Annotated in this window: 8 protein-coding genes and 1 pseudogene; 1 reads left to right on the top strand and 8 read right to left on the bottom strand. The window is 58.7% G+C overall.

Annotation, left to right across the window (positions count from 1 at the left end; all coding sequences use genetic code 11):
• Window positions 1-125 (top strand): annotated as a pseudogene (locus AC13C8_RS06355) (IS630-like element ISSpo6 family transposase); the annotation flags it as partial.
• Window positions 126-437: 312 nt separating this feature from the next.
• On the opposite strand, the gene AC13C8_RS06350 reads toward AC13C8_RS06355, so the two are convergent.
• The 8 genes from AC13C8_RS06350 to AC13C8_RS06315 all read right to left on the bottom strand — a co-directional run bounded on the left by AC13C8_RS06350 (window position 438) and on the right by AC13C8_RS06315 (window position 7,585).
• On the bottom strand, window positions 438-569 hold the full coding sequence (locus AC13C8_RS06350; RefSeq protein ID WP_281242446.1) for a hypothetical protein: 132 nt from the start codon (window positions 567-569) through the stop codon (window positions 438-440).
• Window position 570: 1 nt separating this feature from the next.
• Window positions 571-1,755, bottom strand: coding sequence for a formate dehydrogenase subunit gamma (locus AC13C8_RS06345; protein WP_482846753.1), 1,185 nt, complete (start codon window positions 1,753-1,755; stop codon window positions 571-573).
• 81 nt (window positions 1,756-1,836) lie between these two features.
• Window positions 1,837-2,457 (bottom strand): formate dehydrogenase FDH3 subunit beta, encoded by a 621-nt coding sequence (gene fdh3B / locus AC13C8_RS06340; protein WP_091430337.1) that lies wholly within the window; start codon window positions 2,455-2,457, stop codon window positions 1,837-1,839.
• A gap of 12 nt (window positions 2,458-2,469) precedes the next feature.
• Window positions 2,470-5,466 (bottom strand): formate dehydrogenase subunit alpha, encoded by a 2,997-nt coding sequence (locus AC13C8_RS06335; RefSeq protein WP_482846761.1) that lies wholly within the window; start codon window positions 5,464-5,466, stop codon window positions 2,470-2,472.
• A gap of 87 nt (window positions 5,467-5,553) precedes the next feature.
• Complete coding sequence (locus tag AC13C8_RS06330) at window positions 5,554-5,745, bottom strand: twin-arginine translocation pathway signal protein (protein WP_091430339.1); 192 nt, start codon at window positions 5,743-5,745, stop codon at window positions 5,554-5,556.
• 66 nt (window positions 5,746-5,811) lie between these two features.
• A complete protein-coding gene (locus AC13C8_RS06325) occupies window positions 5,812-6,420 on the bottom strand; it encodes a TorD/DmsD family molecular chaperone (protein WP_482846752.1) in 609 nt (202 codons plus the stop codon).
• Entirely contained in the window at window positions 6,417-7,019 is a 603-nt protein-coding gene (locus AC13C8_RS06320) for a DUF3306 domain-containing protein (RefSeq protein WP_482846751.1), read from the bottom strand. Before AC13C8_RS06320 ends, AC13C8_RS06325 begins: the two co-directional genes overlap by 4 nt.
• Window positions 7,016-7,585, bottom strand: coding sequence for a DUF3305 domain-containing protein (locus tag AC13C8_RS06315; RefSeq protein WP_482846750.1), 570 nt, complete (start codon window positions 7,583-7,585; stop codon window positions 7,016-7,018). Before AC13C8_RS06315 ends, AC13C8_RS06320 begins: the two co-directional genes overlap by 4 nt.
• Window positions 7,586-7,592 lie beyond the last annotated feature (7 nt).

Below are 7,592 nucleotides of genomic sequence, written 5' to 3'. Positions count from 1 at the left end.
ACCTTCGAAAGATCGGGGCCAGAACCTTCACCGAGGTTTTTGAGGCCATCGGTGCAATCTGCGATCTCTACGACCCAGACGAGTGCTGCAATTACTTCAAGGCTGCCGGATATGTCGCAGGTTAATGTCGAAACGCTTTAGTGGAACGAGCTTACGCCTCCGACGAGCTGGGTGTACGGGACGCTGTCGCCCGTCGACTTCGAAAACAGACAACAAAACGTCAACAAAGAAGGTGTCTGGAAAACTAGGGGCACCTCACCTCTTCCTCACCTCGACGCGGCAACCGGAAAAGGGCATACATCGTCACTGCAAAGCGAATGATTTCCGGAAGCTTCTTGAAATAACTGACCAGGGCAACGAATGTGACATTCAGAACGGTGAAATGACCGCCCTGCCCGGCACGGGTAGATTTTCGTTTACGATGCCCGACAGCAGCCTCAGTCGCTCAGTCTTACATTTTCCGATGATGCTGTAACGGCACTCGACGAAAAGTCGCTGTTCACCAAGATCTGATTTGCGCCGACGGTGATCACCACGAGGGCGAATAATGCTGCCAAAAACGCTTTCATCCTACGCCTCCTTGCCCTGCTGGATTTCGGCCTCGCGCACCTCGTCGACCCACAGGCTGTGGTGTTCGCGGGCCCATTGCTCTTCAACGTCGCCGCTGCCCATGGCGTCAAATGCACCCTCCATCCCGATCGAACCGATATAGATATGAGCAAAAATGATGGAGAGCAGCACGAAGCTGACGACCGCGTGCCAAAGCTGAGCGTACTGCATTTCTTCTTGAGGCGTCAGCGGATAGGGTAGACGGTCCTGCCCGAACCAGTTGGGAACACCCCAATCGTTCAGCTTTGCAAAGGTAGCGCCGAACAAATTGAACTCGAACGGAAACAGCAGCGATAGACCTGAAAGCGAAATCGATGCACCCAAGATGATCGTGGACCAGAAGATCAGCTTTTGCCCCGCATTGAATTTCTTGGCCGGAGGATGTCCACCGCCGACAAGCCCGCCCCCTTGCGACATCCATTTCAGATCGGTGCGGTCTGGCAGGTTGTGGGCAACCCAGAAGACAAAGATGATGACCAGCGCCGCGATGAACGCCCAAGATATATTGTTATGCACCCATTTGGTGCCAATCGCGAGGGTCGAGAACGCGTCGTGCCCGAAGACTGGTATCAACACTTTGCGCCCGAACAGAGAGATCAGGCCAGTCAAACCAAGGATGAGGAAAGAACCCGCCAGCAGCCAATGCCCGAACCGCTCAACACCGGAAAACCGGGTGATCGTGCGGCCGGTCTTTTCGCCGTCAATTCGGATACGTCCACGAAACAGATAAAACAGCGCCAGCAGCAGCAGCGTGACCCCCAAAAGGCCCGCGCCATAGGTTAACAGCGGCCCTTCGCGAAACTTCAGCCACCACATGCCGCCATCCTGAATCAGAGTCTTTGCGGCAGGTCCGCGTGTCTGTGTCGTTATGTCCGCCGTGCTATAGCGCAGCGCGCGCCACAGGTCAGGGTCAGATTGCCCACCGAGCGTCCCAAGCGGGGCGGTGATCGGCGCGGCAGAGTCCGGGTCACCCGTGACGGAACGGCGGAATGTGTCGTCCACCTTCTGGTCGGCCTGACGGCGCAGGATGTCGGCCAATGTCTGCGCCCCGCCTGTTTCGGCGCGCGGATTGTCCACAGCCTCTTGTGCCGACACGGGCGTCAGCAGGCCAAAAACCAGGACAAAAACGGCGAATAGACGAAGCATTTGGACGATCCTTACCTTGTGTCGCAAAAGACAGGCGGCCCGGTCAGGACCGCCCGTTCAACGCAGGGAATGCGGGCGGGTTTATCCGCCGCTTCCCAATCGTGGTCCGGCCTGACCTTTCCTGCCATAGGCCGTACCCCAACCCCAGGCGCCTGCGCCAAAACCACGGGCGACGATCCGTTCGCGATAGATGCTGGACACGGTGTCACCATCGCCCGCCAGCAGGGCCTTGGTGGAACACATCTCGGCGCAGATCGGCAATTTGCCTTCAGCGATCCGGTTGCGGCCATATTTGGCGAACTCGGCAGCCGAGTTATTTTCCTCGGGGCCACCGGCGCAGAAGGTGCATTTGTCCATCTTGCCCCGCGACCCGAAATTCCCCGCTTGGGGGAACTGCGGTGCGCCGAACGGGCACGCATAGAAACAATAACCGCAACCGATGCACAGATCTTTGGAATGCAGCACGATCCCGTCTTCGGTCTGGTAGAACACATCAACCGGACAAACTGCCATGCAGGGCGCGTCCGAGCAGTGCATGCAGGCCACGGAAATCGAGCGTTCGCCCGGCTTGCCGTCGTTGATCGTGACCACCTTGCGGCGATTGATACCCCACGGCACTTCGTTTTCGTTCTTGCAGGCGGTGACACAGGCGTTGCATTCGATGCAGCGTTCGGCGTCAACGAGGAACTTTGCTCTTGCCATTTCTCTTCTCCCTTACGCTGACCAGATTTTGCAGAGGGTCGCTTTGGTCTCTTGCATCTGGGTTACGCTGTCATAGCCATAGGTCTGGGCGACGTTGGTGGATTCCCCCAAAACATAAGGATCGGCCCCCTCGGGGTATTTGTCGCGCAGATCCTTGCCCTCTAGATGGCCACCAAAATGGAACGGCATAAAGGCGACGCCTTCTCCGACCCGTTCAGTGACCATTGCCATCACCTTGACTTTGCCGCCCTCGGGCCCTTCGACCCAGACTTGTTCGCCATCACGGACGCCCAGATTGTTGGCATCGCGGAGGTTGATTTCGACGAACATATCCTGCTGCAATTCCGCCAACCACCGGTTCGAACGGGATTCGTCGCCCCCGCCCTCGTATTCGACCAAACGGCCCGACGTCAGGATGATCGGATAATCCTGCGAGAAATCGTTCTTCTGGATCGATTCGTACATCGTCGGCACGCGCCAGAATTTCTTGTCCTCATATGTCGGATAGTCGGCCACCAGATCGCGGCGGTTGGTATACAACGGTTCGCGGTGCAGTGGCACCGGATCGGGGAAGGTCCAGACCACGGTGCGGGCCTTGGCGTTGCCGAAGGGCGCACAGCCATGCTTGATGGCCACCCGCTGGATGCCGCCCGACAGGTCGGTTTTCCAGTTCACGCCACCGGATTTGGACTGGTAATCCGACGGCAGATCGCCCTGCTGAGATGTCTCGCCAACTTCCTCGGTAGTGCCGCCGTCATCCGCCGGTTCCGCCGCCAATGGTGCCCCGTCCGGGAAGCCGGCAACCCGGTCGATGCTGGCGCGTTCCACGTCCGTCAGATCGCCGTCCCAGCCCAGATCACGCAGCATCTGCATGGTGAACTCGGGATAGCCGTCCTTGATTTCGGACCCCGCGGAATAGACGCCTTCTGCCAGAAGGTTGTCGCCGTCACGTTCCACCCCGAACCGGGCGCGGAAGGTCAGGCCGCCTTCGGCCACCGGGATCGACATATCGTACAGAACCGGCGTGCCGGGATGGTTCATCTCGGCGGTGCCCCAGCAGGGCCAAGGCAGTCCATAGACATCACCATCCGCTGGGCCGCCCACGGCGCGCAGCGAGGTTTTGTCGAACGTGTGCTGATTGGCCATGTGCATCTTCAACCGCTCGGGGCTTTGACCGGTATAGCCGATGGTCCACATGCCGCGGTTGAACTCGCGGGTGATGTCCTCGACATTAGGCTCGCCTCCGTCGTCAATCGCGATATTTCGGAACATCCTGTCATGGAAACCGAATTTCTCGGCAAACTTCGCGAGGATCGTATGATCGGGCAGCGACTCAAACAGTGGCGCAACTGTCTGTTCACGCCATTGCAGCGATCGGTTGGAGGCCGTCACCGAGCCACGCGTCTCGAATTGCGTGCTGGCTGGCAGCAGATAGACGCCATCGGTGCGGTCATGCAACACGGCCGAGACGGTCGGATACGGATCGACGACGACAAGCATGTCAAGCTTCTCCATCGCGGTCTTCATCTCTTTCATGCGAGTCTGCGAGTTCGGCGCATGGCCCCAAAGCACCATCGCGCGGGTATTGTCGGGCTGGTCAAGGTTGGCCTTGTCCTCCAGCACCCCGTCGATCCAACGGCTGACAGGAATGCCCGTTAGGTTCATCATCTTGGTGTCGCCGAACGTCGCATCGGAAAACTGTCCCTTGAGCCAGTCAAGGTCTTCTTCCCAAACACGTGCCCAATGCGCCCACGAGCCATCCGACAAGCCGTAATAGCCCGGCAGTGTATCAGCCAGAACCCCAAGATCCGTGGCCCCCTGCACATTGTCATGGCCGCGGAAAATATTGGTGCCACCACCCGGGCGGCCCATATTTCCAAGGGCCAGTTGCAGGATACAATAGGCGCGGGTGTTGTTATTGCCGTTGCTGTGCTGCGTGCCACCCATGCACCAGATCACGGTGCCGGGACGGTTGTTGGCCAAGGTGCGCGCAACCCGCTCCAACTGCTCACCGGGAGCGCCAGTTACACGCTCGACCTCTTCCGGTGTCCAGCGTTTCACTTCGTCGCGGATCTGGTCCATGCCCCAGGCACGGGTGCGAATGAATTCCTGATCCTCCCATTTGTTCTCGAAGATATGCCACAGAATGCCCCAGACCAGCGCCACGTCGGAACCGGGCCGGAAGCGCACATATTCGTCGGCATGTGCCGCCGTGCGGGTAAAGCGCGGATCACACACGATCACCGGCGCGTTGTTTTCCTCTTTCGCCTTGAGGATATGCAGAAGCGAAACTGGATGCGCCTCGGCAGGGTTGCTGCCGATCAGAAAGATTGCCTTGGAGTTATGAATGTCATTATAGCTGTTGGTCATGGCGCCGTAGCCCCATGTGTTCGCCACACCGGCCACCGTGGTCGAATGGCAGATCCGCGCCTGGTGATCGACGTTGTTGGTGCCCCAGTAGGCGGCGAACTTGCGAAACAGATAGGCTTGTTCGTTGCTGTGCTTGGCAGACCCCAGCCAATACACCGAATCCGGCCCGCTTTCTTCGCGGATCTTCATCATGCCATCGCCGATTTCATTGATCGCCTGTTCCCAACTCAGCCGGACCCATTCGCCATTTTCTTTCTTCATGGGGTATTTCAGGCGACGTTCACCATGGGCATGTTCGCGCACCGATGCGCCCTTGGCGCAATGCGCGCCCAGATTGAAAGGGCTGTCAAAGCCGGGCTCCTGCCCGATCCAGACGCCATTATCCACCTCGGCAATGACCGTGCATCCGACCGAGCAATGTGTGCAGACTGTTTTCTTGATCTCAATCGCCCGTTCCGCTGCGGTTTGTGCCGTAGCCTGCGTGACGGTGCCGCCAGTTGCAGCAACAGCCGCCAGCCCGCCAATTGCAAGTCCCGAGCCGCGCAAGAAAGTGCGGCGGTCAACGGTGGTGGTTGCAGCACGTGTGATTGACGGTCTTGCGGAACGCCGCGCGCTGCCATTTGTTTTTTTTCTAAGCATCATTGTTCTCCCTGGTTCTGCGCTGCAGACGTCTTGGTCCCAGTCTCATTCGCCCTGCCAAGTGGTGGCGGGGCGGGTCGCGCGGCTTTAGAAGCGGGTGCTTTTCAGATACGCGCGGGTATGTTCGGTGTCCTGCATCACTTGCGATGACAGATCGACTTCGGCAGGCGCTGCCTGCGCGGCGGTGGTGCCGCTGGCGACGGCGACCGCCCCCGGCACGGCGGTGCCGGCAATCTTCAGGAAATTCCGACGCGTTGTGCCTTGCTTTGTATCAGCCATTTGAATGTGTTCCCTCCCTGTTGTCGTCTCAAGGCAGCCCCCGGCCACCCTTATATCGACAGGCCGTCAGCCTGCCATCATGCGAAATGCTTCCTGCTCTATGCTCAGAAACTCTGAACCGACGGCTCCAATCGAAGCATAAAACACCGACCCCTTGGCACCTTGTAAATCCGCAAAGAAATACGTGGCCCATGGCCCGATATGTGTGTTGTAGAAATCTTTCTGGCGCTGCAATGGTGTCGCATTGCCGAAGCGCCCGACGATCATGCCACCCATCATCTCCATCAACGAGGCGATGTTGTCTTCCGGCTCAAACGTGTTCTGTGCCCGGGTGATCCCAAGGGCAGCCATGTCGGCGCGCAGATTGGCGAGTGGTTTCTCGTTCAGAAAACCGGTCATGTAATAACTGGCATAGGGCAACAGCTCACCACGCCCAAGGCCGATGAACAACGCGTTGTATTCCCTGCTTGCCGCTTTGGGTTTCGTAACTTTCGCAACCCGCGCAAGCCCCTCAATCGCCTGACCCAGTGGGGACGCATCCCCTGTCAGCGCCGCAGTCTGCTCCAACAGCATCTCATCCGGCGGGCCCGCCAACATAACGCCGAGATAATTGTAGAGGTCAGCGCGCAACCGGTCCTCTTCGATTGTCTCGGGATGAGTTTGTGCCAGGGTCATACGTCATGTCCGTCGAAATGAAATACCATTCTGCGCGGCGTGGGGTGGTCAGTCTTCTGTCCCTGATCTTCCGCAACGCCTGGGGCCGTAGCTTCAACCCCATCTGCCAGAACGTCCTTGCCAATATCTTCGGCCAGTTTGTCTTCTTTGCCAAGTGGTTTCACGTCGTCTTCTGCCGCGTCCCCCTCAGCTTCGTCCTGACGCGCCGCGTCAAGCACATGCGCAAGCAGTCCTTTACCCACCTGATATGTGGTCTGAAGCGGTGCGCTGCCGTAGCTTCCGGTCAGATAATCATCGTCGTAGTCATTCAGCCCGTCCACGCAAGCCAGCACCGGATTGCTACGCCACAGCTTGCGCAATGCGCGCTTGCGGATACGTTCAGGGACGGCCTTGGCCATAAAGGCGGCAAAGTCGTCGCCCTCGGACATAGTGTCGGGATCAGGCAGACCCAACTCCAACAGAATATCCTCGTCGCTTTTCTCTTCCAAGGCGCTGCGCTGCTCGGCCTCAATCGCTGCCTGCCTCTCGGCCGCGATGGCTTCCGCCTCAGCCTCGACAGCGGCGCGGCGACGGTCCCAGAATGTCGCGTTTCGGCTCAATTCATGGACTCCCTTCGGCGGCGTGGCGAGCGGTAGACATCGCTGTCCTGCACGATGCGCGGATCACCGATGCCGTCCTGATCACCATCCACGTTCATATTCTTGCGCTTGCGTTTCACAAATTCTTCTTCTTCGTGGTGGCGGTTCACGAAATCTGCGACCCAGGCCAACATGCCTTCGGGCATAGGCACTTTTTCCACCAGAACCTCAGAGGAATCACAATAATCCTGCGCCTCATAGGGCGATGCCGTGGCAAGCGACAGCTTCCACGGGGTCTCCGGCGATGTCTCATCCGGGCTAAGTATCACGTAGATGGAGGGTTGGCGCGCTTGCAATTCATGCACGTAAGCCTCGGTATCCGAAACAAAAAGCTCCAGCGGCACGGTTGCGGCGTGATAGTCTGTCACCTGACCTTCGGTGCGCAGAACCTTCCACCGCGCAGGCCCTGCACCCGGCAACACATCAACCGCCCGCCAGGCCCATTTCGCCCACCGCGTCACACCGGGCGTTTTCCGCATCACAACGCCAAGCGGGATGGATTGGGAATTGGGAAAGACGAAGGACAAACTGGCA

The organism is Aliiroseovarius sp. B-4 (assembly GCF_056857795.1).
The sequence above is the reverse complement of the archived record's forward strand: the minus strand, read 5'-3'. Positions and strand labels throughout refer to the sequence as shown.